Origin of the sequence: Pseudoalteromonas sp. UG3-2 (assembly GCF_037120705.1) — a bacterium.
In the GTDB taxonomy this organism is placed as follows: domain Bacteria; phylum Pseudomonadota; class Gammaproteobacteria; order Enterobacterales; family Alteromonadaceae; genus Pseudoalteromonas.
On the sequence record NZ_JAWLJU010000002.1, the window covers coordinates 1,375,533 to 1,400,391 of the forward strand.

Genomic DNA, 24,859 nt, shown 5'->3' on the forward strand with positions numbered 1-24,859 from the left:
ATTGCTATCGAAAGCAAAGAGAAAATTACATTGAGTAACCGAAATCGCAGTGTGCCATCATCACGGTTCAGCCGCCTAGCCCATTTTGGCGGCCTAGCGGGTAAAGTGGCCTCCAATGTGATGGTCGCAGGAGCCAAGCAAGTGTTACGTGGAGAGCGCCCTGAACGCCATAAATTATTACTGCAAAGCAATAATATTCAGGCTCTCGCCGACAAGCTGTCGCACCTTAGAGGCGCTGCCATGAAGCTAGGTCAGCTGTTATCCATGGATGCCGGTGACCTGCTCCCTGCGGAGCTCAGTGTATTACTCGAACGCCTCCGCGCCGAAGCAACGCCAATGCCGCATAAACAACTGGTGCAGGTGTTAAAAACTGAGCTGGGCAGCGACTGGCTCGATAAATTTAGTCACATTGAACTGCAAAGTTTCGCCCAAGCGTCTATTGGTCAAGTCCACCGCGGCAACGCTGAAAATGGCCAAGCCCTCGCAATTAAAATTCAATACCCAGGCGTAGCGCAAAGCATTCATAGCGACGTGGATAACGTCATGAGCTTAATTAAGTTAAGCGGCTTATTACCTAAAGAGCTTAACCTTGAGCCACTGGTTGCAGAGGCCAAAACACAACTGCTAAACGAAACCGACTACCACCAAGAAGCGCAGTACTTAAGCCAATTTGCCAACGCGCTTAGCCAAGACGCACGCTTTAAGGTGCCCAAGGTCTTCCCCAAGCTCAGTAGCGGCCACATTTTAACCATGGAATTTGTTGCGGGCGAGCCACTGGAAGCCATGACCACCTTGGAGCAAACTAAGCGCAATGAAATGGTGTTTGCACTGATAGAGCTGTTCTTTCAAGAGTTGTTTGAAATTGGCTTAATGCAAACCGACCCGAACTTTGCCAATTACCTGTATAATCCCTCAAAGCAGCAACTGGTGTTACTGGATTTTGGTGCTACTCGGGTTATCACCAGCGACATTGCCGATGGCTACCGAGCCCTACTCGCAGCCGCTTTGAATGAGGATCGCGATGCCCTTGATAAAGCCGCAGTAGACATTGGTTACTTTGATGCCGACATTGAGCAGGATTATCGCGATGCTGTACTGGATCTATTTATGCTGGCAACCACGCCACTTCGCAGCCAAAGCGCGTTTGACTTTGGTAACAGCAACCTAGCTAAAACCATCAGTGAGCAAGGCATGCAACTGAGCACGCAAGCACAACAGTGGCACTCGCCGCCGGTGGATGCCTTATTTATTCACCGTAAGCTTGCAGGGCTTTATTTAATCGCCGCAAAGCTCGGCGCTAAGGTAGACTTAACGCCTTTGCATCAGTATTTACGGGCTTAAAGCATGCTTTTTAATACACCGTCTTTGCGGATAAAATGATGATGTAGTGCACCACCAATGTGCAGCAGTAACAGTGCAATCAGCAGCAGCACCGCATAACCATGAAATTCGCGAAATAAACCATACAGGCGAATATCAGCAATAAACGCGGCCGGTATGGTAAAAAGCTCAAAAACGGATATTGGCCGCGCGCCAAAGTACTGCATTGCCAAGCCACTTAACGGAATGGCCAGCATCAAGACATAAAGTAGCCCGTGACTGGCCCGCGCTGCAAAAGCTTGCCAACGGGAAATATCACTTGGCAAGGGCACAGACGCTGAACGCCACTTTATCACTAAACGCACCATAACCAGCAGCGCAGCAAGGACGCCAAAGGATTTATGCCAAAACAATAAGGTAAACTGCCACGGCTCAAGACTTTTTACCATGGTGGCTCCTGCCATGATTAAAGAAAGTAGTAGCAGCGCCATAGCCCAATGTAAAATGCGCATGCTCAAGGGAAATTTAACTAGGCTGTTACTCATCATCACTTTCCTTCACTGCATTCACTAATTGCTCTTTAGCGCGGCGGCGATACGACTCAGCATAAGCGGCTGAACGGGCGTGTAAAATAGGATCGGCGGTGGCAGTAACCCCGGTAGGCAATACCAAGGGGTCGAAGTTCATGCCATGGCACGGTCCTTCAAGTTGCCCTTGCCAGCGCTCAATGGTGAGGGTGCCAGCATTGATTTTTGTGCGGTCCGAGGGCCAGCGTTTCGCGGGGTCATTTTCATCATCACTGGGCTCTGCCAACGTGAACTGCCAGGCAAACTCAACCGGCGCTTGCAGTAATCGCTCAGCCAGCTCATTTTGCAGTGCATCGGCTCCATCATGATGGTTGGCCTGAGGCTTGGCCAGTGGTGCCATTTGCCAACGTACGGCTTGACGTTGGCCTTGCTCATCAACAAGATAAAAGGCATTAATACTGTGGTAGGTTTCTGTGGCCAAACTCGGTGTTGGTTGATAGTCACGCTTCCACGCTAAAAAGTCCGCGCTCTCAGGGTGTTCGGCAAAAAAGGTCTGGACTGCCTCTGTGCCTTGCTTAATTGCCACCAGCTGTTGGTAGAAACTATGAGGGTTAGACACGGCCATCACTGGCGGGGTATTCATGGCAATATTAAAGCGCTCAGCGCCACTAACAAACGTCAGCGCCAAGCTGCGCACTGGGGCTTTTAAGTCCGGTGCATAAGGGTTGTTGCCGGCAATCGAAAAGCGGCCAATAAACTTGCTCACTCCTTTAGCGAATAGGTCGCTTTGGGAAAACTTGCTGAGGTTACCATTGGCGTTAAACTCGCCGGCAATACATATGCCCTTGGCATGGGCACGGCGAAAACCGCTAAACTCACTATCCCCTTGCTGTAAATCAACAAACTGCTGCGCTGTGACGGTTGGCGCCGCGGCTAAACTCACTGCACTGTAACAGGCAAGAGCCAACATCCCCACTCGAAAACCTATAACGGTTGCTATGCGTGTTACTTTTAATGCGGCCAAATTGCCTCCTTAGGTTTTTGATTACTTGCCAACTCCCCCACTAGACCCAAGTAACGAAGAAAAAATTTCATCGCCAAGGAGTGCATTGCTTAATACGCTTAATTCCTGTACTCTTGCCCGCCGCCTATACAAGAGTAACGAATCATGAGCTTTAGCCATTTAGGTTTAGCGCCCGAAATCAATCAAGCCGTTGTAGATCAAGGTTACGACAAACCCACCGCCATCCAAGAGCAAGCCATTCCTGCTATTTTAGCGGGCAAAGACGTAATGGCCGCAGCCCAAACTGGAACCGGGAAAACGGCAGGCTTTACCCTACCGCTACTGCAAAACCTCAGTGGCGGAGCAAGGCCAAAGGCAAACCGCGTTAGAGCTTTAGTGCTAACCCCTACCCGAGAGCTGGCCGATCAGGTGTGGCAAAGCGTTACTTTATACGCAAAGCACCTGCCACTCAGTTGTGAAGTGGTTTATGGCGGGGTGAAAATCAACCCACAAATGATGAAGCTGCGTAAAGGGGTGGACGTATTAGTCGCCACTCCAGGACGCTTGCTCGATTTGCATCAGCAAAATGCGGTTAACTTTGCCGATTTGGAAGTGCTCATTTTAGATGAAGCCGACCGCATGCTGGACATGGGTTTTATTCATGACATTAAAAAGATCATCAAGGTGCTGCCAGCACGCAGACAAAACCTCATGTTCTCGGCCACCTTTTCTGAAGAGATTCGCACCCTTGCAAAAGGCTTGATCCACGACCCAGTTGAAGTCTCGGTTGCACCGGCCAATAGCACCGCCAAAAGCGTGACGCAATGGGCCTACCCGGTTGATAAAAGCAAACGTACTGGGCTATTAAAGCATTTAATCTCCAGTAATAACTGGCAACAAGTGCTGGTTTTTACGCGCACCAAACACGGTGCTAACCGCTTGGTTAAAGACCTCGAAAAAGACAAAATCAATGCCGCGGCTATTCATGGCAATAAGAGCCAAAGTGCTCGTATGAAAGCCCTCGCAGGCTTTAAAAGTGGTGACGTAAGAGTGCTTGTGGCCACCGATATTGTTGCTCGAGGCTTAGATATTCAAGAGCTTCCCCACGTTATCAACTACGATTTACCGAATGTCTATGAAGACTATGTTCATCGTATTGGTCGGACTGGCCGCGCTGGAGCATCTGGTGAAGCCATTTCATTCGTGACCCAAGAAACCGCCACTGAGTTATTTGGTATTGAACGACTTATTCAACAATTGGTTCCGCGTATTATTGAGCCGGGGTTTGAGCCGAAGTTAGCCGTACCTGAGTCTAAGTTGGATACGCGCCCAATCAAGCCGAAAAAGCCCAAAAAACCAAAGAAAGCCAAAGCTTCTGACGATAACAGTGGTCAGGCTAAACCGAAAGCTAAGCCAAAACCACGCTCTCAGCACGGAGAAAAACCGAGCGCGAATAGCAACAAGCCACGTAGAAGACCAAGACGCGGTGGCACCGGCAGTAGCCAAGCTAAGGCCGCTAGGCCAAACCCCAACGCATAATACGTTAAATTAAGAGATAGCCATTTTGACTCAGCAACTATTTTCCAGCACCTCGCTCTCCAGCGCGCTACTCGATAACCTCAGCGCACTGGGGTATGAAACCATGACCGAGATCCAGGCCAAGGCCTTGCCCTTAATCCTTGAGGGAAAAGACGTGATTGGCCAGGGAAAAACCGGCTCTGGCAAAACCGCCGCCTTTGCTTTGGGGCTGTTGCACAACCTCAATGTTAAACGTTTTAGAGTGCAAGCCTTGGTGGTGTGTCCAACCCGAGAGCTGGCCGATCAAGTTGCTATTGAAATTCGCAAATTGGCTCGCGCCATCCACAATATTAAGGTGCTCACTTTGTGCGGTGGTGCCCCCATGGGACCACAAATTGGCTCTTTAGAGCATGGTGCGCACATTATTGTTGGTACGCCAGGCCGCATTGAAGAACACCTCAGAAAAGGCCGTTTATGCTTGGGTGAGGTGAATACCTTTATTCTCGATGAAGCCGACCGCATGCTGGAAATGGGCTTTGAGGTGCCACTACAATGTATTATTGACCACTGCCCGAAAGCACGCCAAAACTTGCTCTTTAGCGCCACCTACCCGCCACAAATTAAGCAGCTGGCTCAACATGTTATGCAGCAGCCAGAAAAAGTAACGGTCACAGCAACCCATGATGACAGCAGCATAGAGCAGCACTTTTATGAAGTACAAAATAACAATGAGCGGCTAGTGGCAGCACAAAAGTTGTTGCTGCAGTTTCAGCCAAGCTCGGCAGTGGTGTTTTGTAATACCAAAGCTGAGTGCCAAACCGTATGCGATAGCCTGCAACAATTAGGCTTTGATGCTGCAGCGCTTCATGGTGATTTGGAGCAGAAGGACCGCGATCGTACCTTAGTACGCTTTGCTAATCGCAGTGTAACCATCCTAATTGCCACCGATGTCGCCGCTCGCGGCCTAGATGTGGATCACGTTGAATTAGTGCTTAATTACCATATTGCCCACGACCCTGAAGTTCACGTACACCGTGTGGGTCGCACCGGCCGTGCGGGCAAAAAAGGCATCGCCTGCTCCATTATGAGTTATAAAGAGTCTCATAAGGTCAATGCCTTGGAAGACTATCTTGATATCACCGTTTCGCCATCGCCATTACCCAGTGACGCGGTATTAAAAAACCAGATAAACCGCGCTGCCATGATCACCTTACAAATTGACGGTGGTAAAAAAGCCAAGTTACGACCTGGCGATATTCTTGGCGCGCTTACCGCCAATAATGCCATTCAAGGCAGCCAAATTGGTAAAATTAAAGTCACCGCAATGACCTCTTATGTTGCCGTTGAGCGCAAGATTGCCCCGTTAGCATTAAAAACCCTGAGCGAAGGGAAAATGAAAGGCCGCAACTTCAGAGCGCGAAAACTAACGCGTTAGCGCAACCTGAGACACTTCGAGGTGGCGCCCAGCTAAGCGCGCCGCCTCGGATTATCTTTTTTTTAGAAAAACCTTGCCTTTATTACTCGCCTTAGGTATTATAACAAACTTGCTTGTTATTTCCTCTCATACAACAAGCACTGCAGTAATGCCTCCTTGCCCTGATCCAGTAAGTCCGCATCAACGTAATAACAAGAGCTTAATATAGTCAGGCGAAATACAGCTGTGTCACATTTATCAGCGCACAGCGTTGGGGATTCGCTAAAACTGTAATGAAGCTCGTTTATAGTAAAAACAACTAGCTAAAAAGCTAAACGTTAAAAAGTGAGTTTTATTATGTCTTATACACATAACGGTACAGAGATCCGTATTGAGCAGCCAATTCGCTCAATCTCGGTGAACAAATCTAGGGTCGTATTTGCTGATGGCGCTGGCCGCAAGGTCACCCAGTTTGCCAATGGCAACGAAGCCCGCCAATTTCTTAATTGGCTAACCTCAGCGGTTTAATACTACGCTGACGCGCCAAGCCGCGGCAAAGCTAAGCACTTTTTGCTCTTGCCCACTTGGCGCACACCTCCACATAAACCATTAATACTGATCCCTCACCTCCTCCAGCACGTTTAATTTTGTTCAAAACAAATTGAAACTAACTAAGGCGAAGCGAATGTTCTCTCTATTTAAACGCGACCCAAAAAAGAAAATGCGCAAAGAGTATGACGCGCTATTAGAAAAAGCCATGCACGCACAACGTAACGGCGACATCAGAACCTACTCGATGTTAACCGCAGACGCCGAAGCACTTTGGTTAAGAATTGAAGCCCACGATAAAGAGGCTGCATCCTAGCCATACACCAAAGTGTTGGTCGGTCACCCTAACGGTAACGTTTATACCATTTTGCTTAATTAAGTGGTCTATTTTGAGGCGAGAAAATCTTGTCGATAGCACCGCTCCCGCGTCCTGCTACCGCCAAGGTACCTGCATCCATGCAGGCAAGGCGAAAACTTTGCTATTTAGTTGTTCTAAATAAGAAGTTTTTTAACGCAGCTAGCATCAGATTTAATCCCTCAAATTGATCAAGTATTAAGTCAGAATGGTATTATTAGGGCAACTGGCCAAGATAGATGTCACTGTCTTTTTGTGTTTGGCTGGTACATAGCCACCAATAGCTACCTTCTTGGTCTTTTTTACCAGCGTTAACATGTAAACAACCCTCTGGTACTGCAATACTTATCTGCTTATTAAGGTTACTGTCGTAGAGCTCGATACGTCGCCCTTGAGGGCCTTTTTGTAACACCGCCAACTGGCCTGCCAGCAAAAAGGCATTGATATTCGCAGCCAGTGTTGCCTTGGTATTATTTCCCCAATGCAGCGATTGCTCCTTTACTACGACTGCTAGACCATCTCGGTCCTGCCCGGCAAATTTCACATTTTCTGGTCGCCACTGCTGACTGTTTTCAGAAGTTGGGTTATGGCTATAGACCTTACCGGAGTGGCTTTGAAACACGATGCCGTCATCAACTTGCCAAGTAAACACTCGAACGCATGGCTCAGGGGTTGATAATGTCGTGATTTTGCCCAACTCTTTGCTGATAGTAGTCAGCTTACCAGCAACACATAATGCTAAGCTGTCACCGCGCTCAGACCAAACCATAGGCGCAATAAACTCTATCTCATTGGGGTTATCAAATAATAACCGTTGCTGCCCAGCTGCATCTAAGTACACTTTGGGTGTACCAGAGCGCTTAGATATATAGGCTATTTCACCAAGGTGATTGACGCTCCCTTGATAGTCGAGGTACTTGCTATCCACCGCGCTATGCTGGACGTTAAAGTCGCTCCAATATAAGTCACTGTCATTGTGTTCATACACCGCTACAAAACTATCATCAGCGTACTGCCGAGCGATGAGGTTCGTATTATCTGCCACAAGCTCTAAGATATTTTGCTGCTCGAGCACATAAAGCTTACCACTGAGGGTATCGATAAGCTGTAATTGGTCTTGTTGAGGCTGCCACGCCAAAGTTGCAAAGGCGGGTACCTCAGTACTCAGGGTTACCAAGCTGTTATTAGGCAGCAGTTGCAATAACCTGCCAGCATCACCTGCAGAATACTGGATCATTACGCCATTGGCAGTGGTCGCAAAAGTGACATTTTTTAACTTGGCTGGTAATGGTTTTACGGTCTTGACTTGCATTGTTTCTAAATCGAGTTTCACTAACGCGTAGCTTTGCGCTTTGACCGCTAGCAGTAGCTTAGTCGCAGATAACGGCGCGGCAGCTAATACTTTTTGCCATAAAGGAAACTCCCCGAGTAAGGCACTGACCCCGGCCCCCTGCTCTAATTGATCAATTCGAATAAGTGAGATGGGTTGGGTTTTATCCTGTTTAAACACCAATAAACTGTCATTATCATGCCAAACATACGTCAGCACTCCTTGTGCTGCCTTTATCACTTTCGTCTCATTCACTCCTGACGATACTTGCTGTTGAAACAGCAATTGTCGAGTTCCTCCCGCTCGAATATAAGCTAAGTGTTCACCTGACGGGCTAAAGCGCGGGTTGTATTCCCTGTCTTGACTGAAAGTTATCTGCTCAGTCGCAGGACTCTCGCTTGGGGCCATGAAAAAGAGCAAGACCAATAACGTCGCCACAAGACTTAAAAACACGCTGATGTTTTTAATGCTAAACCAAGCGCTTGGGGTACTGCTCACCTCAGTGTCTGCAATTAAGCGATAACCTAACTTAGGGTGTGTAAACAGCACTTGTGGATGTTGGCTTGAATCTTCCAGCGCTCTTCGGATCAAAGCAATGATACGCTGAACTGAGCTGGGGGAAAAAACTCGACCAGGCCAAATAGCCGAAAAAATAGCTTGTTGCGATACCACTTCACCGGCATGTTGCCGTAAAAAACATAACACTGCCATTGCTTTGGGCTCTAATGTATTGACTTGGTTATCCTTTTGCACCGTGCCTTTGCTCGGAGAGACCTGCCAGCCTCCAACTTCAAAATCTGACATCCTTCTGAAATCCCTAGATATATTTTCCCTAAGATTAACCTTAGAAATTTTTAAGCGTTTCTCAATTGCCACTTTCTCAGTAAAGCGCAAATTGGCCTGAGCGTATCAAAAAACAGGAGATCATAATGAAACGCCTTGCTTTATTATTTATCATTCAATTCTTTGCCTTAGCTGCTGTCTATGCTAGCCCAGCAAAACTGGGACAACACTTTACGATAGAATCCACCCATTTAAAACAATCTCGAAAAATTGTTGTATCAGTGCCCGAATACTATGACAGTGAGCCTCATCAACATTATCCAGTGCTTTACGTAACCGATGCTGCGGCGCAGTTTGATCACTTGTCTAGCACCATAAACTACATTGCCGGTACCGTCAGCCCAATGATAGTTGTGGGTATTTATCAGCAAGACCGCCGCGATGAAATGATGGCCTTTGATCAACAAAGCCAACCGCGCCAAAAGAGCCAGCGCTTTTTAAAGTTTATCACCGATGAGGTGAAACCGTTTATAAAGGAAAAGTTTCGTACCGTAGATCACAGTCTGTTAGCCGGTCACTCGATTGGTGGTGCTTTCACCCTTCATGCTTATTTAACTCAGCCGCAAGAGTTTGATGTTTTCTTAGCACTGAGCCCGAGCTTAGCGTGGGGTAATGAGCAAATGTTAGAACTACTACCAGCACACCTCAACCGCTCAGGACAGCCAACACTGCATGTCTATTTTGAAGGGATCACGCCATTTCCAACACCAGCAAAAAGCTATAAAGCGCTGAGCGCCATGTTTGCTAACGCCAAAGAGCAAAATAAGCTCGCTATTGAACTTAGAAATGATGAGGATCACATATCCATAACTCATTATGGTGTCTACACTTCGTTAAAGGCCATATACCATGATTGGTTTTTATATATTCCAGAAATAGTCAAAAATAAAACCGCGTTTACTAGCCACTTTTCGAACCTATCTCAACGCCTTGGCTTTAATGTTAAACCGAGTGAATACTATATTCGTGGACTGGTAGGGGCAATGCTGGATCAAAACCAAATTGACACGGCGCAGTACATTGCTAGCGAAGCGGTAAAATTATACCCCAACTCACATCAAAGCTTTGAGCGTCTTGCAGAAGTAGCAACAGCGAAGCAACAAACTAGCACAGCGCGCAAGCACTTAAACCAAGCGCTGCAATTAGCCAGTACTGATGAAGTGAAAGTGCGGATAAAAGAAAGCATTTCTGAACTTTAGATAACTTGCCAGCGCCATGGTTTTTTATCATGGCGCTGTGAGACGCACTTTTAACGCTTAAGCAGCGCCTTTAATTCAGGATCCGTAATATCCGCTTGGGCTAACTGGTTAAGCAGCCGCTGTGATGCGGTGTTATCATTATTCAGGCGATATAACTGACTCAGACGGTATTTGGCCCAGGTTTTCGGTGGGTGTCCGGGCTCTAGTGTCTCTGTAAGGTATTGCTCTAGCGCCATTATCCCCGACTTGATAAAGCGTTCTGCCAACACCGCGGTACGGCCTAACTGATATAAACTGGCAATGCGGTGGTAATTAAGCCCCACTGCCGGTGCTGGGCTCTGAGCTTGGGTAAAGCAGCGCTGCGCCAATTCGTAATGCTTCTTTTGCTGTGCTGCAAGCCCAGCTTTGAATAGCCACTCTTTACCTTTATCAGCCTCTTGTAACTGAGTGTTTATATATTCTACCAGGGTGTTATCATCACTTTGCTCGCTATGGTAGTTAAGCGTCAGCAATGCTGATTGATGGCTATCGATGGCATCGACACTCTGTATCTGTTGCCACGCTTTTTTACTCGAGCCACCAACAATGGCGGGGGCTGAGAGGTAAAAGTAAAACAACCCGATGTGAGCTTCTAGATGATTTGGCTCGGTTGCAATGGCCTGCAAAAAAGCCTCTTCAATAGCGCTGGCGTAACGGGGTTTGGCTAAGAAAAACGCGTCTTTAATAAGCTCAGCATTGGTTAGTCCTAGCCAATAATATTCATCGGCGTGATTAGGTGATTGCGTTAGCGCCTGCTCGAAATAGTCCAGTGCCCCCGCAAAGTCACCTTGTTGATAATAAATTCGACCTAAGTAATACCACGCCGTATTTGCGTCTTGCTGTTGTAATTGTTTGAAAGCCGCTTTGGCTTGTTGGTACTTTTGCGCAGTAAACCACTGCATCGCCTCTGCAAACTGGCTTTGCTGCGCTCTGGCAGACTGACCAGCCATTACCAGCAGCATTAGCACTATAATTAGAATTTTAATTAAACGAAACATTACTCTCTCCTTAAGCGATGCGGTACTGTTTAGCAATGCGTTTTTTAAAGCGATTTATCGCCACTGTGCCAATAATGCCAGGTAACACCCAAGGCAGTAACTGCCAAGCTCCAGGTAACACTTGCATTAACCAATGGCGGCCTCCAACAGCAAAAAAGGCAGTATACACAGCAATCCCTGCGCCGATGATGGTGGTCATATGCTCAAGCACCCACTCCCGTGATTTAAGCGTAGGTTTATAGATGTAATACAGCGTGGTGATCGCTGTAAATAACCCTATCCCGGCAAAGATGGCATACAACACACTGCCCTTGTCGATGGCAATATAAAGCACCCGAGCACCACTGAGTGTTAACAGTCCAATTCCTAACAAGTGGCCCAATGTTTTGAGCTGTTGGCGGGCTTGCTTTACCTGCAATACCAAAGTGGCGTGACGCACGCTCACCCATACCAGCAACGACAGCATCAGCAAGAACTCACTCAATTGTCTTTGTTGTGTGCTTAAACTAGCCAACTGTTGTGGCGACAGCTCTGCGCTTGGATAGCGAATGGCAATGGGGTCATAAATCACCATCAGCGACATAACAACGCCACTGACGGCCACCGCAAGCATACTGTAGTTAAACATTCTGCCCATTAAAATATGCTTGGCGCTGCCTTTTTTAACTATTACAGGCCCCCAAAAAATGATGAGCGCAAACGCTCCTAATACAATATGGAGATATAAAATAAACTGGTGAACGGTAAGCATAATTCTGCCCTCAATAATGTCATTAAGGTTAGCTTACGCAATGAATGGCCTTGTCACCTGTGCCAAAAGTCATGACTTAAATCGTGACTTTTGGCCTATAGGAGCCGCAGAGGATCTGTGCCATACTGCAAAAAAGAACAATAACAGGTACATCATCAATGCCGCAGAATAAAGCTTTACCTGACCGTGATAAGCGCGATGTATTGGCCATCGCCACATGGGCAGTAATAGCGCTGCTAGCTACCTATATAATGCAAAAGCAATCAGCGAGCTTGCCGTGGTATCACTATTGGCCATTTTTACTCAGCTATGTCGGCGGGTACTGGTTCGCCACCAACAGGCGTTTAAATCCGGCTGTGCGTGCAAGTTGTCTCGTAATGATGCTGCTCTCAGCAATTGGCACCATCACCATTTTGCAGCTTGAATTTACCGTTATTCTTACCATTATCTGGGCTGCCGTGCTGGCCTATTTTACCTCACCTAAGCGTGCAACTTGGATCACGGTTGCGGTTGTAGTGCTGCTTTTTGCGCTGCTGAGCTGGCAAGCACAGCAGGTAAAATGGATTGAGGCCATTTTATATGGCGCGTTTCACTTATTTTCGGTGTCTTTAGCAGCCGCCAACCATGGTGAAGAGCAAGCCAAAGAAGCCTTACAAAATAAAAACGCACAACTGCAAGCTACCCAGCACCTATTATCGGAGCTCTCGAGGCAGTCTGAGCGCACCCGAATTGCCAGAGATTTGCATGATTTACTTGGTCATCACCTCACCGCCTTAACGATAAAATTGCAAGTCGCAGGCCTCGCCTGCGCTGAGAATGCAAAAGCCAAATCGCAAATAGACGAATGCCATCAACTCGCCAAGTTACTCCTCAACGATGTCAGAGATGCCGTTGACACCTTAAGACATCATCAGCACATAGACTTCAGACAGTCACTGGCGTTATTTCTCGCACAAGTGCCTCGGCTTGAAATACACCTAGCAGACGAGGATGATTGGCAGCTGCAAGATAGTGCCTTGGCGCAAACTATGCTGTTTTGCATTCAAGAAGCCATTACCAACAGCTTAAAGCACAGCCAAAGTACGCGTTTTTGGCTTAAAATAAGCCAGCAACAGCAGCAAATCATTTTAATAATGCATGATGATGGCAAGGTCGCCGCTGACTTTCAGCCTGGCAATGGCCTAACAGGTATGCAGGAACGCACCCAGCTTTACCACGGCGATGCTCAGTTTGCGGTGGTGGCTGGTGCTTTGCATTACACTCTTACCTTTACTTTACCAAATGACGAGGAGCAACGATGAAAGTCGTATTGGTCGACGACCAAAAGCTGATCCGCGACGGCATTAAAAGCCTGCTTTCATTTCAACCGGGAGTGGAAGTCGTGGCGGAGTACAGTAATGGTCAAGCGCTCATTGAGCAGCTAGACACCTTACAGGCGGATATCATCTTATTAGATCTTAATATGCCGGTGATGAATGGCATAGAAACCCTTGAGGCGCTGGCCAAGCAAAAAACGACACTGCCAGTCCTGATGCTGACCACCTTTGATGACCCTAAGTTGGTGCTAGACAGCTTAGACAAAGGTGCCCGTGGCTTTGTGCTCAAAGACATTGCACTGGAGACTCTGGTGGCGGCCATGGAGGTTATCATCCAAGGTGAAACCTACTTCCAACCCGCCATTACCAACTCCTTGCTACAACAAGTGAGCAACAACCGCCAAGGGCTTGAAAGGCAAAGCCACTGTGAGGCATTAAGCAATCGCGAAGTTGAAGTGCTACGACTGTTGGCCAATGGCTACTCCAACAAAGAGATAGCTGCGGCTTTGCACAAATCAGAGGGCACCATTAAGAACCATGTCTCTAATTTGCTGGCTAAACTGGGGGTTCGCGATCGCACTAAGGCCGTGCTTCTGGCCATTGAGCAGAGGCTGATTTAATCTGCTCGCAAGGGCGTGAGTATCGCCCCCAAGCGCTGTTTGCTAGTCGCCATTGACATCAACGATGACGCGGCCTCGGACTTGACCTGCCAGCAACTGCTCGGCCAAAGCTGGTACTTCAGCGAGCGAGATTTGATGGTAAATTTGCGCTAACTTAGTCACATCCAAATCTCGCGCTAAGCGCTGCCATGCCTCAAGCCGCAGTGGCCTTGGGCACATCACACTATCAACCCCCAGCAAACTCACACCGCGAAGAATAAACGGCGCCACGCTCGCAGGAAAATCCATACCACCAGCCAAGCCACAAGCGGCCACAGCACCACCGTACTGGGTACTAGCACAGGCATTGGCCAACACATGAGAGCCAACCACATCAATTACCCCAGCCCAGCGCTCTTTTGCTAAAGGCTTGCCAGCGCCCTCTAATTCACTGCGAGGGATGACTTCAGAGGCGCCAAGTTCAAGTAAAAAGTCTTGCTGTTGCGCTACACGTCCACTTAAGGCGATCACCTCATAACCCAACTTAGCAAGCAGTGTCACGGCGATACTGCCGACCCCGCCGGCAGCTCCAGTAACAAGCACAGGACCACTTTGAGGTGTAATACCATGGCGCTCTAAGGCCATAACACACAGCATCGCAGTGTAACCTGCTGTACCAATGGCCATGGCGGTTTTTGGCGAAAATGCCTGAGGTAAAGGAACTAGCCAATCGCCATTTACTCGTGCTTTTTGCGCCAACCCTCCCCAATGTTTTTCACCCACGCCCCAGCCATTTAAGATCACCAGCTGGCCGCTTTGATAGTCGGGGTGTTGCGAGTCGGCCACACGGGCGACAAAATCAATCCCTGGGATCATCGGAAACTGCCGCACCACAGGCGACTTTCCGGTAATGGCTAAGGCATCTTTGTAGTTTAGGGTTGAATACAGCACCTCAACGAGCACATCTCCTTGAGGTAAATCTGACTCAGTCAAGGTGGTCAGTTGACAATGATACTCACCAGCTGGTTTATCTATTAGGATCGCATTAAACATAGCCTCTCCAATTAATTAGACCGATTGTCTATTAAATCATGTAAAAATGGTTAGGTTGTTTTGCAAAGAGCAACCTAGCCGCTACTTCACTGCTTAATTGCAGCGACATAAAAGTCGCTAAAAGCCGTTAAAGGTCGAGTAGAATGTTCCAACTTAGCGCGCATCACAGCGCCTTCCCAGCCATTCCAAAAAACATAGGCTAATTGCTCACAATCACTGTCAGCGGCGATTTCTTGCTGCGCTTTGGCAAGCTCTAAGCACTGTGTGACCAACTGCTGCCAATCAGCCAATACGCCCGAAAGCTTTTGCCGAAAAGACGGCGGCAACTGCGCCACTTCTTGGCTTAAGTTGCCCACCAAACAGCCTCGCGCAAACTGGTGGCGCTGCATCGCTTGGGCAGCATTTTGCATGTATTGCTGCAGTCGTTCTAAGCCCGACAAATGCGATTGTTGCAGTGCTCGGTTCAGTTGTGTTTGTAAGTAGTTACTATAACTTTCAAGTAGTGCTAAACCGTAGTCTTCTTTGCTTTTAAAATAATGGTAAAACGATCCTTTAGGCACATTCACTTGTCGTAAGATCACTTCGATCCCGGTGGCACAAAAACCGCGCTCGGTAAGAATTTCCATGCCCGCGCGCAGTAAAGCCGCTTTGGTTTCACTGTGCCCCGCTTGATCTTTTTTTGGCCGGCCGCGCCGCCGTTTAGGAGAATATTCAGTCATAGAAAAATATTAGACCGGTCGTCTACAAAAGTAAAGAGCAAAAAACATTCTTTCAATGTTATTCGGTTGGGGGAGTAAGTCAGGGCTTTATACCAATTAGCTTAATTAAGTGGTCTATTTAAGGGAATATTAATGCGGATTGGTGTTAGTGCCTGTGAGTTATTGCCGGATAACAGTGAACAAGGTTGAGCTACACTCTGAATTTAGAGACTTGTTGTTTTAATGCCACAGCCAGCGCTTTTAGCTCACTGCCGGCATCGGCAATTTCGCTACTGCCTTTCACTGTGGTGGTGGCGTGTTCACTGACATTAATAATGCCGCGATTGATTTCTTCTGCAACCGCCGACTGCTCTTCAGAGGCCGTTGCGATTTGGGCACTCATGTCATTAATAATGGAAATGTCTTCAACGATTTCTTTCAGCGCTTGATCGGCATCTTGCGCCTGCTCCACCGTTCTGTGGGCATACACTTGACCTTCTTCCATTACCGTTACCGCTTCATGAGAATATTTTTGTAAGTCCTCAATCATTTTTTGAATGCTTTCGGTGGACTCTTTGGTGCGCTGTGCCAAAGCACGCACCTCGTCGGCCACCACAGCAAACCCGCGGCCTTGTTCACCGGCACGTGCGGCCTCAATAGCCGCATTCAAAGCCAGCAAGTTAGTTTGTTCAGCAATGCCATTAATCACCGTAGTAACATTGCCAATTTCTTCACTCACCGCACCCAGCTGATGAATAACATTTGCTGCTTTTTCAACTTCACTGGCAAGACCATTCATCGCTTCAATGGCTGTATTAAGCAGCTTCATACCATCACCGGCTTCGTTATGGGCTTTGCTAGCGGCGTTCGCGGTATTAACCACATTATGAGCCACTTCGGTCACTGTGGTGGTCATTTCATTCATGGCCGTTGCCGCCTGCTCTATTTCTACCTGCTGACTGTCCATCGAGCGCTTAGTGTCACTGGCAACGCCTTCGAGGCTATCGGTGGCCACATTAAGCTGCTCTACCGAGGCATTGGTATTAAAAGCAATGTCTCTAAAGCTCGACACCATGCTATTCAGGCCAGTGGCTATATGGGTTAATTCATCTTTGCCAGAGGTATCAACACACAAAGTTAAGTCACTGGTGGCCTCCAGCCGACCAATGGTTTCATCAATACGGGTAAGTGGGTTAATAATACTGCTCAAGACCTGGATTGTAACAAACACGGTGATCACCGCGATCACCAATATAATCACAATGAGAGAGGCAGCTTCAGACCAAAAAGTATCTTCAATGTCATCAACATATACCCCAGTTCCAACGACCCAATCCCAAGCTGCAAACTCTTTAACGTAAGAAATTTTACCCACCGGTTTGCTCGAGCCGCTTTTTGGCCACAAGTACTCCACCGTGCCCTCGCCGTTACGCTCGACAGTGTTCACCATTTCTTTAAATAAGTATAAACCGTTAGGGTCGCGGTTATTTGCGACATTTCGGCCATTTAGCTCAGGCTTAATGGGATGCATTACCATGGTGTGGTCGGTGGTTAAAATAAAGATATATTCATTGTCGGCGTAACGCACCGCTTCTAGTGCCGCTTTTGCCCGTTGCTTTGCTTGCTGCTGGGTTAGCGCCCCGCTTCGAGCTTGATCGCCATAATGTCTAATAATACTGTGGGCTGTTTCCACCAGATTCTGGGTACTGGTTTGCTTTGCGGTTTTCAGCTCATCGTATAAGGTGTTCAGCATCAACACCGATATTAACGCAATCACCGCAAAACAAGAGATAACTTGCGCCCATAGGCGCGTTTTTACGCCATATTGTCTAAAAAAATCTTCCATCACTTTCCCTAAATAATCGTGCTAAATTTCCAGCAGCCATTAGCTAACAATGTCTTAAAAATGCCCTTAAACTCATGAGCAGCCAAAGTAAATCATCTACTCATGGGTCATTTAATAGCAGACAGTATATTTGCTTAGCAATAATCCCCTTTGTTTTTAATCAAATTTCGAGTTGAAGTGGTATAGTAATCAGTCACCTTCTTCTAAGGTAGAAGATGAAATAACAACAGTAAAGCCATTAAAGCTAAAGCCAACATAGACTTAAGAAGTTAATTCTTTCACCATAAAGTAACGACACCCAGTTTTTGGGTAGTCCTGTTGCACCCACTGTGTTTCATAACCATGACGCTGGTAAAAAGGCTGCGCTTGAAAGTGTAAAGTATCCAGCAACGCACGTTGACAACCGCGCTCAATGGCAACGGCTTCAACTTGTTGCAGCAGCTGTGTGCCAAGGCCTTCTCCACGCTGACTTTCACAGACCCATAAACGGTCTAATAACAACCAATTCCCAAAGGTACGTGCGGTTGCACCTGCCACTACTTCTCCTTGGTCATTTTTCACTTGTGCGGCTAATGGTAAACGCTCATTAACCTCCCAGTTTTGCCAGTTAAACTCACTGAGTTTGTTACTAATAAAGTCAATAAAATCAGCATCGGGGTCGGATAATATTTCTACCTGCAAAGGGTGTGCTCCTAGGCAAAACAAAACAGCAAACAGTATAGTATTAAACGGCTAGGAAAGGGAGTACTTGCTCGGGGTTTGCGTGGCATCAAGCAACTGATTAAACGCCAGGGTACTTCCTAATAATTCGCTTTTAATGCTATTCCATGCTTGCTTGTGATGACCATAACGAGATTGCCATAACGCCAACTCATCGCGACTGGGCTGATAAATTTCTGCCCCAGCTTGTTTTAATCCCATTTCGCAGCGCTGTTGCAGTGCTTTTATCTCGGCCAAGTGAGCGCTAAAGATAAGTTGGCTAGCCTCTTCCACTTGTTGCTTAAGCTTAGTGGGCAGCTCAGCTAACCACTGCTGATTTAACACGGTCACCCAAGCATCCGGGACGCTGGCGATTTTGGCAACCTGGCCAATTTCATTTTTAAGGTTATCGGGGCCAGCATAAAGTCCCACAACACTGGGATCCAACGCATCAATTTGGCCATTACGAGCCAGTTGCGCGGCTTTATCCCATGGCACACCCACCACATTCGCTGCTGTCATACTGTAAAAGTGATTTAGCACTCGAGAAGCAGGAACTCGCATAGTCACATCGGTTAACGCGTCGGGCGTGTTGATTAAACGCTTATAGTGCTTGGTGGTAGTCATGGTGCGAGACCCAACCACATGCTGCAACAACACAGTGAGCTTACTGTGTGTTTGAATAGGCTGTAACACCATTTTTTGCCATGTCGGTGAGGTGATCAGATTAAGGTACGCCTGATCGCTATTAAGCCAGAATGGAATATTTAAAATATCGAGCAGTGGCAACGCTCGAGATAAGTTTGAGACCGAGATCAGCGCCGCGTCAATTCTGCCGCGAGTAACCGCAGCCATTAATGCTCGGCCAACGCCTAGAGCGCCATTATCATAGATTTCAACATATACCTTACCTTGCGTGAGTGACTCAATATGCTGCTTAAGCTGCAAGTGCATGTGAGGAATAAAGTCAAAATCAGCCATACGGTAAGGCGAGGCCAGCCGCAACGTTTGCCAGGCCTGCTTTTGTTTCTCAACCTCCTCGGCTTGATGCAATATCTTAGCAGTCAAGTTATTAGCCAATCCTCCAGACAAATAAGTGACGGCGTAGAGTGCCAGTGAAGCTTGGAGAAAACGGCGTCTGTTTGGTGGCATAACTACAACAGCCCAATAACCACAGTGTTTTAACTATAGTAACTGTGGAGTCAAAAGCAATTCTCACCTTGCTATTGGCAAGGTCTAGATAATGGGTAATAATCCGCTGGATAAATAATAAAAATAAGGACGATTATGAACAGGCTTATGTTGCTGTTAAGTGTTTTTCTGATTGGCTGTTCCAGTAAAAATACCGTCAACATGGTAGTAGCAGAAAACGCGGTGATCAAACACAGTCATATTCAAGGATATGAAGACAGATACAGCAACTTGTATGATAAGCAAATCGCTTACCCCGTAACCTGCGAGGAAAACTGCTACCCTACAACCGAGCAGATACAGTGCCAGGAGGCTATGGAAAACTGCCACTTTGTTGGCAATAATCCCTCCTTAGAGCTCGATACCGGCTTTACCATTCAATGGCTTGGACACGCTTACTTTAAAATAAACACCGCCGATGGCCAGCAATTTCTTTTTGATCCTGTTTTTGAGCAGTTTGACTGGCCAGTGAACTGGGCGTTTTATCTCGCCGATAGCTTTAACCGCCAACCAGCCACCCCCTTATCAGAGGCCGAGTTAAAGCAAACCACAGCGGTGATGTACTCACATATTCATTATGATCATTTTAATAAAGACGATATTGCCGCTCTAGGAACTAAGCCGCAATACCTTGTGCCACTGGGCTTTGCCAAACACTTCGCCCAAGGCGGTTACAACATCACCGAAATGGCCTGGTACTCCAGTAAACGCTTTGCCGGAGTGACCGCGCACTTTGTCCCTGCTAACCACTTTAGTAGCCGCATTTGGGTACCGTTTATTTATGAAGACAATAACGCAAGCCTTTGGGGTGGCTGGATATTAGAGCAACAAGGTAAAACCCTGTTTTTTGCCGGTGACACTGGCTACTCGCCGCATTTTAAAGATATTCAAGCTAAGTACGGCGACATTGATATTTGCCTGCTACCCATTGCCTCTTATTACAGTGAAGAATCGCCAAAATGGTACCGTAAAGTGCACACCACCCCAGAAGATGCCTTAACCGCCGCGCAGGATCTAAACTGTAAAGTCATGATCCCATGGGGCTACGGCAATGCTAGCTGGAAAATGGGCGACCGCAGCTCCCATTCAGCCTTATTTCGCTTACTACACATGCGCGAGACATTAAACACAACCACGCCATTATACATTCTTAATGAAGGCGAGGCGGTAGCACTATAATCCGGATAAACAGCACAGCAGAAACAATCACTGCTGTGCGCTCAACTTGCCAATTTTTTGCTGTACTCAATAATAATATCAATCTGTTATAATTGAGGGTAATAAACGACTGGAGTATTGCGCCCGAGTGAATAAAGCCAAATTAAGCCAAGATGAAAGCCTATCATTTAAAGTAAATTACCAACTTCTCCCCAAAGAGACTAACCAGCTCGACTTATATTTCTCCATCCCCACCGACATGGGGATCAACGCCAACACCCTCAATGAGGCGAGCTACTTTAATGCCAATATTAAGTGTCATAGTGCGTTTTATTCCGAGCAGCTTCACCTGCCATTGGTTCGCAGTCGCTTTATTAGCCAAAGTAAGGGCGAAAAAAGCGATTACCGGGTAAACCTGAATTTATTCAGTTACCAGATCCGCATCGCCTTAGATGCCGACATAAAAATGACCTTAAAATTAAAGTCGGCAGAGGAGTTCTATCCGGCGGCGGTCATATTAGTAGCTGAAACCAAGCGCTTATTAAAGAAACTTAGGCGCTACACGCCCCCAGACGATAAGCTTAAGCCGTACTTTCAAAATGCCGATAACTACCTTAGCTGGCACAGCGAGCAAGCTTTTTTAAAGCTGCTCTCTCAAGGACCTAAATCCAGTGATTTCAGTGATGAGCGAGCCATCTTAATGGCGTTTTGCCAGGCCGAAAACGACCATCGCACCGCTAAAAGTTACAACTCACAGGTCACCTTGGAAGATCCCAACCGCATCACCAATAAAATGAAATTGTTGGAGCGCTTGATAGAGTATGGCGTGGTATTAAATAAACACACCATCGATTTAGGCGCTAATTTAAAACGCCTAGTTCGGGGCGTTGTCACCGGTGTGATGATGGCATTTGTCATGTACATTGTGCTTAACGCCCGCTCTAATTTCGAAGAAATCACCGTCGCCCTGATAGCCTTACTGGGGGTTATTTATGGGCTGCGGGAAACCTTTAAAGAAGATCTCACCCGCTGGGCTTGGCGGCTGATCCAAAGAGGCCGACCAAAGTGGCGTAATAAGTTTAAAAACTCAGTCAACGACGCCATTATTTGTAGTCAGACCATTTGGCTGGAGCATATTCGCAAAAAGGACTTGCCTGAAGAGGTCAAAAAGCTTTTAAGTAAGCGCCGGCAACAAAATAAGCAGGCCGCTAACCTGTTGCATTTTAGCTGTAAAAACCAAGTTCAAGTGAATGCCTTTCTGCCAGGTTATGAAGAAGTACAGCAAAGGATCACCTTTAACATGAGCTCCTTTGTGCGCTACCTGAAAAAAGGCGCGGGCAAACTGTACAGCCTAGAGGGTAAGAAAGTCTCAAAGCAGTCGGTAGAGAGGCGCTATCAAATTAACTTAGTGATGCGCTTTAAGACCGAGTCAGGCACACAATTAGAGCGCTATAAGGTCACCATGAACCGCTCTGAAATTGTCGCCATCGAGCTAATGGAAAGCGATTCTGAGTACATCGAGCACAAGTCTAGTTAGCCAAGCGTCCTTTAAGCCATACAACAACGTACCAGCTGCTATGGCTTAAAGGCAGTTACAGACAAACTAGCAACCGCTACTCTTTTGCACTGAACTGATTAATCTGCTCGTTTAAGCGCAGTGCCATGTCATTTAAGCGAGCTGCGCTTTCCTTGTTTTTATTATTATCGCCTAGCAGCTGCTCTGAGGCATCTTGGATCACGAAGGTGTTATTACTGATCTCTGCGGTTTTCACTTTTTGCTCTTCGGCCGCCACTTTAATTTCACCCGCCATAACGTTAATCTCTTTTACTAACTGCGCAATATCAGCAAAGCCACTTGAGGCATTACTGGCATCAATCACACTTTCTTCTGTTAATTCATGGCATTGACGCATGGTTTCAACGGCAGAATTAGAGGTAGATTGCAACGAGGTGATCATCCGCGATATTTCTTCTGTGGAGTCGTGGGTGCGCTGCGATAACACTCTGACTTCATCGGCAACAACGGCAAAACCACGACCTTGTTCACCGGCACGGGCGGCTTCAATGGCGGCATTTAGCGCAAGTAAGTTAGTTTGTTCCGAAATGCCGCGAATAGTGGCCACAATGCTATTGATTTGCTGACTGCTCTGCTCAAGCTCTAGCAGCACTTTGCTGGCGTTATCCACACGCTGCGACAAGGTATTAATGGTCGATTCAAATTTGCTCGCAAGGGCCCTACCTGAGTCACTGGTTTCCACCGCCGACAATAACGCACTTGAGGTTCTTTCTGCATTATCAGCCACTGCGGTCATGGCCTGCGCCATCTCTTCCATTACGGTGGTGATTTTATTAATTTCAGCTTGTTGCTCTTGCGCAGCATTCACCCCATGTTGCGCCACCCGAGTAACGTCACCGGCTTGCTCTGTCAGTTGATTGGCAGTATCACTGGTGTTTGTGAATACCCGCTCAATGCGGTCAAAAAACACATTGACTGTATCGCTAAGACCGTCTTGATCTTTAATGTTGATGCGACCGCTAAAATCCCCTTTAGCACCGCGCTGAACCAAGCCAATAACGCTGTTTGAAGTAACGAACTTAATGTTACCGTCCCAAATATAATAGGTGGCAACAGCTGCGCCTAGCACCGCAATAACAACATGATAAATCAACGGCGCAAATAAGCCCCAACTTGTGTCATAGCCCCACGAAAAAACATTGATGTCGGTGCCAAGCACAGTTAAGCCAATGCTTTGGCAGTAAGTAAATATAATATGATGAGCAACCGTAGTGGCAACCAGCACCAGCAAAGGCACAATGTCGCGATAACGGATCAAAATAGTAAAATTGACAAAAAAGAGAAAGTGCCCTTCACCTAAGCCATTGGCCTGTTGGATACTGATGGCCATCATCGCCGTTAATCCCACCGCCATAATGACCCGAGTAAGTGCCGCGCCAGGCATGATCTTATAGGCCATAAAGCAGGCGCCAAAAACTAAGCCTCCACCCACAATGCCTAAGGTAAAATAGCCGTGTTGCCATGAGGTTAAAAAAGAAACAATTACAAAGTAGGCAAACAAAACCTTAAGCACAACGCTGTCGGCCGCTCTAAAGTCCTCAGCAAAGGCATCCTTAAGGCCTTTATCTAAGCTCTCGTCGTAGCACACAAAAAGTTGCTTCAACATATATTCTCCTTGTTAATAAAGGTCACGTTCAAGTGTCGCGGCGTCAAACGTATCTGGATTATAAGATTTAACTAAATACCACTGCTGGTTTATACGGTTAAGTACGTAGGTGCGGCCGCGATGAATAATTTGCTCGCCTTGCTGGCGAATATTTAGACCAAAATCACCTTTGAGTTTAGCTAACAAATCAGCATTTGCATGTATCCCTTTGAAACTCGGGTGAAACTGCTTGGCATAGCGAGAGGCTGCAGCCATGCTACTGTTGCTATCAATATCAATAAACGTCACTTGGGGCCACCGAGCTTGATTTTCAGTATTATCCATAAGATGGCTAATAACGGCTAAGCTTGTGGGGCAAACATCGGTGCAATGACTAAAGCCAAAAAAGACCACAGCCTTATCACTGCCGTTTTGCTCTAAAAACGCAACATCAACCGGTTTATTAGAGTCTAATGGCACAAAAGGGATTGCAAAAATAATGGCAAACAACAGCACTAGCAGTGAACTGGACACAAGGTATTTAGCAGGTAGCTTCAATGTACTCTCAATCAATTAATGTTACTTGTTAAGTTATTAGTATAGTTTGCTTCAATGGTGTGACAAAGAAATAACAGTGCTTTGGTAACTAAAAAAGCGGGTCAAAGACCAGCCCCAATGAGGGGCTGGCGAATGGAGCTATTCTTTAATTTGGTTAACAGAAAAGCTGTTATTTTTAGCCAATATTTGCTCCATTTTCTGCTGCTTTTCGTTGTCAATGTCCACTAAAATAGCCAGCGGGTGTGATTTGTCTTTGGTTAACAGCTGACATTGGCTGTAAAGGTGGATCATGTGCCACCCCACCAAGCCGCTTACCCAAACAGAAAATAACGTCATCAGGGTGAAAAAGCCAAAACCTATGGCAAAGGACCAATCGAATAAACTACTCAACACCAGTGTGATCAAATAAAGCACCAGCAAAAATACCACTTCTGCTCGGGCTATATTGGCCACTCGGTGTGTTATCCAGGCATACCAAGGGTGTTGTTGCGAACCACAAATATCTGAAATATCATCCACCTCAGATATGTTTTCCAATTGGTCTTTCAGGGTGACAAATTCTTGATAGTTTGTACTAGTGATAAGGTAGTGCATAACTGCACCTCGATTTGTTGCTTAATCCGCTTAGTTCTACGTAGCGCAAACACAAATCGTTCAAAAATTACACAGTCACCATATTTCAGTGAATGTTATAGGGAAGCAGAACAATAAAGTGGCAAGTTTAGAGGGAAGAT

At 46.8% G+C, this 24,859-nt stretch carries 23 protein-coding genes; 10 read left to right on the forward strand and 13 right to left on the reverse strand.

Annotated elements, in window-relative coordinates; all coding sequences use genetic code 11:
* Positions 1 to 30: 30 nt before the first annotated feature.
* Entirely contained in the window at positions 31 to 1,341 is a 1,311-nt protein-coding gene (locus tag R3P39_RS09440; protein WP_336567118.1) for an ABC1 kinase family protein, read from the forward strand.
* On the opposite strand, the gene R3P39_RS09445 is transcribed toward R3P39_RS09440, so the two are convergent.
* Together R3P39_RS09445 and R3P39_RS09450 are read right to left on the reverse strand one after the other, a co-directional pair.
* Complete coding sequence (locus tag R3P39_RS09445; RefSeq protein WP_336567119.1) at positions 1,338 to 1,868, reverse strand: cytochrome b; 531 nt, start codon at positions 1,866 to 1,868, stop codon at positions 1,338 to 1,340. The two genes, R3P39_RS09440 and R3P39_RS09445, sit on opposite strands and share 4 nt — an antisense overlap.
* Positions 1,858 to 2,817: a catalase family peroxidase gene (locus tag R3P39_RS09450; RefSeq protein ID WP_442962072.1), complete on the reverse strand. Its 960-nt coding sequence runs from the start codon at positions 2,815 to 2,817 to the stop codon at positions 1,858 to 1,860. Before R3P39_RS09450 ends, R3P39_RS09445 begins: the two co-directional genes overlap by 11 nt.
* 198 nt (positions 2,818 to 3,015) lie before the next feature.
* Between R3P39_RS09450 and R3P39_RS09455 the strand changes: the two genes are divergently transcribed.
* From R3P39_RS09455 to R3P39_RS09470, 4 genes are all read left to right on the forward strand, one after another.
* Positions 3,016 to 4,389 carry a DEAD/DEAH box helicase gene (locus R3P39_RS09455; RefSeq protein WP_336567122.1) on the forward strand — a complete coding sequence of 458 codons (1,374 nt, stop codon included), beginning with the start codon at positions 3,016 to 3,018 and terminating at the stop codon, positions 4,387 to 4,389.
* A gap of 25 nt (positions 4,390 to 4,414) precedes the next feature.
* Positions 4,415 to 5,803, forward strand: a complete 1,389-nt coding sequence (gene dbpA / locus R3P39_RS09460; RefSeq protein ID WP_336567123.1) for an ATP-dependent RNA helicase DbpA — start codon at positions 4,415 to 4,417, stop codon at positions 5,801 to 5,803.
* A 336-nt stretch (positions 5,804 to 6,139) separates the two neighbouring features.
* On the forward strand, positions 6,140 to 6,310 hold the full coding sequence (locus tag R3P39_RS09465) for a hypothetical protein (RefSeq protein WP_336567125.1): 171 nt from the start codon (positions 6,140 to 6,142) through the stop codon (positions 6,308 to 6,310).
* Positions 6,311 to 6,467: 157 nt separating this feature from the next.
* On the forward strand, positions 6,468 to 6,647 hold the full coding sequence (locus R3P39_RS09470) for a DUF6435 family protein (protein ID WP_336567126.1): 180 nt from the start codon (positions 6,468 to 6,470) through the stop codon (positions 6,645 to 6,647).
* A 256-nt stretch (positions 6,648 to 6,903) separates the two neighbouring features.
* Here the strand turns inward: R3P39_RS09470 and R3P39_RS09475 are convergent, their stop codons facing one another.
* Entirely contained in the window at positions 6,904 to 8,820 is a 1,917-nt protein-coding gene (locus R3P39_RS09475) for a winged helix-turn-helix domain-containing protein (protein ID WP_336567127.1), read from the reverse strand.
* 125 nt (positions 8,821 to 8,945) lie between these two features.
* Here R3P39_RS09475 and R3P39_RS09480 point away from each other — a divergent pair, with 125 nt between their 5' ends.
* Positions 8,946 to 10,058: an alpha/beta hydrolase-fold protein gene (locus R3P39_RS09480; RefSeq protein WP_336567129.1), complete on the forward strand. Its 1,113-nt coding sequence runs from the start codon at positions 8,946 to 8,948 to the stop codon at positions 10,056 to 10,058.
* 50 nt (positions 10,059 to 10,108) lie between these two features.
* Here the strand turns inward: R3P39_RS09480 and R3P39_RS09485 are convergent, their stop codons facing one another.
* Together R3P39_RS09485 and R3P39_RS09490 are read right to left on the reverse strand one after the other, a co-directional pair.
* On the reverse strand, positions 10,109 to 11,095 hold the full coding sequence (locus tag R3P39_RS09485) for a tetratricopeptide repeat protein (protein WP_336567130.1): 987 nt from the start codon (positions 11,093 to 11,095) through the stop codon (positions 10,109 to 10,111).
* 10 nt (positions 11,096 to 11,105) lie between these two features.
* Complete coding sequence (locus tag R3P39_RS09490) at positions 11,106 to 11,846, reverse strand: hypothetical protein (RefSeq protein ID WP_336567132.1); 741 nt, start codon at positions 11,844 to 11,846, stop codon at positions 11,106 to 11,108.
* A 158-nt stretch (positions 11,847 to 12,004) separates the two neighbouring features.
* Here R3P39_RS09490 and R3P39_RS09495 point away from each other — a divergent pair, with 158 nt between their 5' ends.
* Together R3P39_RS09495 and R3P39_RS09500 are read left to right on the forward strand one after the other, a co-directional pair.
* A complete protein-coding gene (locus R3P39_RS09495) occupies positions 12,005 to 13,147 on the forward strand; it encodes a sensor histidine kinase (protein ID WP_336567134.1) in 1,143 nt (380 codons plus the stop codon).
* Entirely contained in the window at positions 13,144 to 13,782 is a 639-nt protein-coding gene (locus R3P39_RS09500; protein ID WP_336567136.1) for a response regulator transcription factor, read from the forward strand. The genes R3P39_RS09495 and R3P39_RS09500 overlap by 4 nt, the downstream gene beginning before the upstream one ends.
* Before the next feature lie 42 nt (positions 13,783 to 13,824).
* Here R3P39_RS09500 and acuI read toward each other — a convergent pair whose 3' ends face one another.
* The 5 genes from acuI to dctP form a co-directional block, all read right to left on the reverse strand.
* Positions 13,825 to 14,814, reverse strand: coding sequence for an acrylyl-CoA reductase (NADPH) (gene acuI, locus R3P39_RS09505; protein ID WP_336567138.1), 990 nt, complete (start codon positions 14,812 to 14,814; stop codon positions 13,825 to 13,827).
* An 86-nt stretch (positions 14,815 to 14,900) separates the two neighbouring features.
* Positions 14,901 to 15,533: an acrylate utilization transcriptional regulator AcuR gene (gene acuR / locus R3P39_RS09510; protein ID WP_336567139.1), complete on the reverse strand. Its 633-nt coding sequence runs from the start codon at positions 15,531 to 15,533 to the stop codon at positions 14,901 to 14,903.
* 190 nt (positions 15,534 to 15,723) lie between these two features.
* Positions 15,724 to 17,358 carry a methyl-accepting chemotaxis protein gene (locus R3P39_RS09515; RefSeq protein WP_336567140.1) on the reverse strand — a complete coding sequence of 545 codons (1,635 nt, stop codon included), beginning with the start codon at positions 17,356 to 17,358 and terminating at the stop codon, positions 15,724 to 15,726.
* A 261-nt stretch (positions 17,359 to 17,619) separates the two neighbouring features.
* The gene (locus R3P39_RS09520) at positions 17,620 to 18,039 is read right to left on the reverse strand and encodes a GNAT family N-acetyltransferase (RefSeq protein WP_336567142.1); all 420 of its coding nucleotides are present in this window, start codon (positions 18,037 to 18,039) and stop codon (positions 17,620 to 17,622) included.
* Positions 18,040 to 18,090: 51 nt separating this feature from the next.
* Positions 18,091 to 19,209 carry a TRAP transporter substrate-binding protein DctP gene (dctP, locus tag R3P39_RS09525; protein WP_336567144.1) on the reverse strand — a complete coding sequence of 373 codons (1,119 nt, stop codon included), beginning with the start codon at positions 19,207 to 19,209 and terminating at the stop codon, positions 18,091 to 18,093.
* A gap of 135 nt (positions 19,210 to 19,344) precedes the next feature.
* On the opposite strand from dctP, the gene R3P39_RS09530 reads away from it, so the two are divergent.
* Both R3P39_RS09530 and R3P39_RS09535 read left to right on the forward strand, forming a co-directional pair.
* On the forward strand, positions 19,345 to 20,427 hold the full coding sequence (locus tag R3P39_RS09530; RefSeq protein ID WP_336567145.1) for an MBL fold metallo-hydrolase: 1,083 nt from the start codon (positions 19,345 to 19,347) through the stop codon (positions 20,425 to 20,427).
* 127 nt (positions 20,428 to 20,554) lie between these two features.
* On the forward strand, positions 20,555 to 21,943 hold the full coding sequence (locus R3P39_RS09535; RefSeq protein ID WP_336567146.1) for a hypothetical protein: 1,389 nt from the start codon (positions 20,555 to 20,557) through the stop codon (positions 21,941 to 21,943).
* Between the two features lie 76 nt (positions 21,944 to 22,019).
* On the opposite strand, the gene R3P39_RS09540 is transcribed toward R3P39_RS09535, so the two are convergent.
* From R3P39_RS09540 to R3P39_RS09550, 3 genes are all read right to left on the reverse strand, one after another.
* Positions 22,020 to 23,588 (reverse strand): methyl-accepting chemotaxis protein, encoded by a 1,569-nt coding sequence (locus tag R3P39_RS09540; RefSeq protein ID WP_336567147.1) that lies wholly within the window; start codon positions 23,586 to 23,588, stop codon positions 22,020 to 22,022.
* A gap of 12 nt (positions 23,589 to 23,600) precedes the next feature.
* On the reverse strand, positions 23,601 to 24,140 hold the full coding sequence (locus tag R3P39_RS09545) for an SCO family protein (protein WP_336567148.1): 540 nt from the start codon (positions 24,138 to 24,140) through the stop codon (positions 23,601 to 23,603).
* A 123-nt stretch (positions 24,141 to 24,263) separates the two neighbouring features.
* A complete protein-coding gene (locus R3P39_RS09550) occupies positions 24,264 to 24,719 on the reverse strand; it encodes a hypothetical protein (protein WP_336567149.1) in 456 nt (151 codons plus the stop codon).
* Positions 24,720 to 24,859 lie beyond the last annotated feature (140 nt).

Bases quoted from the DNA above. Each gene is read 5' to 3' on its own strand.
- R3P39_RS09445 (WP_336567119.1), bottom strand. From the start codon at position 1,868: ATGATGAGTAACAGCCTAGTTAAATTTCCCTTGAGCATGCGCATTTTA.
- R3P39_RS09450 (WP_442962072.1), bottom strand. From the start codon at position 2,817: ATGTTGGCTCTTGCCTGTTACAGTGCAGTGAGTTTAGCCGCGGCGCCA.
- R3P39_RS09455 (WP_336567122.1), top strand. From the start codon at position 3,016: ATGAGCTTTAGCCATTTAGGTTTAGCGCCCGAAATCAATCAAGCCGTT.
- R3P39_RS09465 (WP_336567125.1), top strand. From the start codon at position 6,140: ATGTCTTATACACATAACGGTACAGAGATCCGTATTGAGCAGCCAATT.
- R3P39_RS09470 (WP_336567126.1), top strand. From the start codon at position 6,468: ATGTTCTCTCTATTTAAACGCGACCCAAAAAAGAAAATGCGCAAAGAG.
- R3P39_RS09475 (WP_336567127.1), bottom strand. From the start codon at position 8,820: ATGTCAGATTTTGAAGTTGGAGGCTGGCAGGTCTCTCCGAGCAAAGGC.
- R3P39_RS09480 (WP_336567129.1), top strand. From the start codon at position 8,946: ATGAAACGCCTTGCTTTATTATTTATCATTCAATTCTTTGCCTTAGCT.
- R3P39_RS09485 (WP_336567130.1), bottom strand. From the start codon at position 11,095: ATGTTTCGTTTAATTAAAATTCTAATTATAGTGCTAATGCTGCTGGTA.
- R3P39_RS09490 (WP_336567132.1), bottom strand. From the start codon at position 11,846: ATGCTTACCGTTCACCAGTTTATTTTATATCTCCATATTGTATTAGGA.
- R3P39_RS09495 (WP_336567134.1), top strand. From the start codon at position 12,005: ATGCCGCAGAATAAAGCTTTACCTGACCGTGATAAGCGCGATGTATTG.
- R3P39_RS09500 (WP_336567136.1), top strand. From the start codon at position 13,144: ATGAAAGTCGTATTGGTCGACGACCAAAAGCTGATCCGCGACGGCATT.
- acuI (WP_336567138.1), bottom strand. From the start codon at position 14,814: ATGTTTAATGCGATCCTAATAGATAAACCAGCTGGTGAGTATCATTGT.
- acuR (WP_336567139.1), bottom strand. From the start codon at position 15,533: ATGACTGAATATTCTCCTAAACGGCGGCGCGGCCGGCCAAAAAAAGAT.
- R3P39_RS09515 (WP_336567140.1), bottom strand. From the start codon at position 17,358: ATGGAAGATTTTTTTAGACAATATGGCGTAAAAACGCGCCTATGGGCG.
- dctP (WP_336567144.1), bottom strand. From the start codon at position 19,209: ATGCCACCAAACAGACGCCGTTTTCTCCAAGCTTCACTGGCACTCTAC.
- R3P39_RS09530 (WP_336567145.1), top strand. From the start codon at position 19,345: ATGAACAGGCTTATGTTGCTGTTAAGTGTTTTTCTGATTGGCTGTTCC.
- R3P39_RS09540 (WP_336567147.1), bottom strand. From the start codon at position 23,588: ATGTTGAAGCAACTTTTTGTGTGCTACGACGAGAGCTTAGATAAAGGC.
- R3P39_RS09550 (WP_336567149.1), bottom strand. From the start codon at position 24,719: ATGCACTACCTTATCACTAGTACAAACTATCAAGAATTTGTCACCCTG.